General features: G+C 40.3%; 3 protein-coding genes and 1 pseudogene. All 4 read left to right on the top strand.

Going from position 1 to position 2,683, the window contains the following annotated elements; all coding sequences use genetic code 11:
• A partial coding sequence (locus K6G87_RS11255) for a helix-turn-helix transcriptional regulator (protein WP_296837168.1) occupies positions 1 to 706 on the top strand: 706 nt, incomplete at its 5' end.
• Between the two features lie 32 nt (positions 707 to 738).
• Positions 739 to 1,147, top strand: a pseudogene (locus K6G87_RS11250) (GyrI-like domain-containing protein).
• Between the two features lie 4 nt (positions 1,148 to 1,151).
• Positions 1,152 to 2,030, top strand: a complete 879-nt coding sequence (locus tag K6G87_RS11245; RefSeq protein ID WP_296837163.1) for an SPL family radical SAM protein — start codon at positions 1,152 to 1,154, stop codon at positions 2,028 to 2,030.
• A gap of 85 nt (positions 2,031 to 2,115) precedes the next feature.
• Positions 2,116 to 2,683: GNAT family N-acetyltransferase (locus tag K6G87_RS11240; protein WP_296837160.1), on the top strand; the 568-nt coding region annotated here is incomplete at its 3' end.

Raw genomic sequence — 2,683 nt, 5'->3', positions numbered from 1 at the left:
CAGAAGCCTTGATAGTGTGAGCGGCAGCAGGTATTATGGGCAGCTCATGGAGAAGATAAAGGCAGGTTCATCTGAGTTTGTAAGCGGCAGGGATTCTATTTTGATCGATCTGTCATCCTGGTACCGGGAATCTCTTGCTCCAAAGATAGAAGTTATACAAAATGCGATTGAAAGTAGACATACATTAAAGTTTACTTACTATAATAAAAAAGGCGAGAGTATTCGCGAGCTTGAACCTTATTATATTGTATTCAAATGGTCCAGCTGGTATGTATGGGGACGTAGTGTTTCTAGTGGTAGTGTGCCTCGAGTAGGTCTTAATGGACCAAAGAAAGGCGCAGATAATAATGACTTTCGTCTGTTCAAACTTAACCGAATGGATAAGGTTACTATGTCGGATACTGAGTTTGTCTGCAGAGATGTTCCAACGCCAGACTTGTCTACAGAAAAGATATTTCCTGGTGGAATTAAGGTTAAAGCTCTTTTTACAGAGGATGTTAAATGGAGGCTTGTAGAAGAGTTTGGGCCGGAGTGCTTTACTCAGGAGCAGGACGGAAGATTATTGTTTGAGGCTGACTATACGGATATGGACAATCTGGTTACTTGGATGCTGACGTTTGGAGATAAGGCAGAGCTACTTGAACCCAAGGAAGCAAGAGAGAAAATAAGAAATATAGTTGAGGCTATGGAAAGAAATTATTCATGAAGAACGTGTAAAAAACTTAGAGGGTAATAAATATGGCTTTTGATTTCAAGAAAGAATACAAAGAATATTACATGCCAAAGAATAAACCTGGTATCGTTACAGTTCCTAGTATGAATTATATTGCTGTACGAGGAGCGGGAGATCCGAACCAGGAAGATGGTGATTATAAAAAATCTATTGGATTACTATACGGTATTTTCCAAGGTGGAGTTCCTGACTGTAGATGAAGGGCTTTGCGTTCAGTGTATGCACATAGGTTCCTATGATGATGAGCCTGCAACTGTGCAGCAAATGCATGAGTTCATGGAGCAGGAAGGCTATGAGCTAGACATTACTGATAAGCGCCTTCATCATGAGATATATCTAAGTGATGCAAGGAAAGTTGCTCCAGAGAAGTTAAAGACAGTTATAAGGCATCCGATAAAGCGGAAAGGAAGTTGACTAAATGCATTTTATTAATGCAAAAGGAATACTTACAGGTAACGGCGGTCGTTGTGGAATGAATATCTATAGGGGATGCAGTCATGGCTGTATTTATTGTGACAGCAGGAGTCTGTGCTACCAGTTCAAACATCCCTTTGAAGATATCGAAGTTAAGCAGAATGCACCAGAGCTATTGGAACAGGCACTGAAATCCAAAAGAAAAAAGAGCATGATAGGAACCGGATCGATGTCTGATCCGTATATGCATTGTGAAAAAGAGTTGCAGTTAACAAGAAGGTGTCTGGAAATAATTAAGGCAAACGAATTTGGAGTAGCAATCCAGACAAAATCAGATCTCATTTTACGCGATATTGATCTTCTTGATGAGATAAACCGCTCTACAAAATGCGTGGTGGAGATAACTCTCACTACCTATGATGACGATCTGTGCAAAATACTTGAACCAAATGTCTGCAATACAAAGCGTCGCATAGAAGTACTTGAAGAAATGCAGAAAAGGGGAATTCCTACAATAGTGTGGATCACACCAATCCTGCCATTTATCAATGATACGGAAGAAAATATCAAAGCAATCCTAAATGAATGTATTAGGACCGGCGTAAAAGGTATCATAGATTTTGGAATGGGACTGACGCTAAGAGATGGGGACAGGGAGTATTATTACGCGGCACTTGATAAGTCTTTTCCCAGAATGAAGGAGAGGTACATTAAACGATACGGGAATTCCTATGAACTGCCCAGCCCTAAGGCAAAAGAACTGGAAGAGCTATTTCAAAAGACTTGCAAAGAAAACGGGATCATGTCAGATCCAGAAGATTGCTTTAGGTTCATGAATGAATTCCCTGAAAAATATCAGCAGATGAGTATGTTTGATTTTTGACGATTGAAGTAAGAATTGGTGCCGCGAGCTCCGCCAATGAAGAATCATTATTCGATTGTTTCACTCGCGTATTGAGGTAAAAGTCATGGAGTATATTAAAGTTACGAAGGACAATCTGGAACAGGAGCACATATGCTGTGCAATTTCAAATAATAAAGATATTCAGGTTGCGTCTAAGAAAGCCTGGCTTGCGGACAGATTTGATGAGGGGCTTGTCTTTTTGAAGAGTGCAGAGCGCGGCAAGTGCTTTATAGAGTATATCCCTGCCGAGAACGCGTGGATTCCGATCGATGCGGATGGCTATATGTACATAGATTGCCTGTGGGTATCCGGCTCTTTTAAAGGACACGGCTATTCTTCTGATCTTCTTAATGCATGTATTGAGGATAGTAAAGAGAAAGGCAAAAAAGGTCTTTGTATTCTGTCATCAGCTAAGAAAAAACCATTCCTTGCAGATCCAAAGTTCTTGAAGTATAAAGGTTTTGAAGTGTGCGATGAAGCGGACAACGGAATACAGCTTATGTATCTTCCTTTTGATAAAAAAGCTAAGGTGCCTTTATTTAAGAAATGTGCCAAGCATCCGCATATAGATGAAAAAGGGTATGTTTTGTATTACACAAACCAGTGCCCTTTCAATGCCAAGTATGTTCCGG

It is taken from the genome of Butyrivibrio sp. (assembly GCF_024699075.1).
This window is presented reverse-complemented; position numbering and strand designations above follow the sequence as displayed.

Excerpts from the sequence above, each read along its gene's own strand:
- K6G87_RS11245 (WP_296837163.1), top strand. The coding sequence starts at position 1,152 with ATGCATTTTATTAATGCAAAAGGAATACTTACAGGTAACGGCGGTCGT.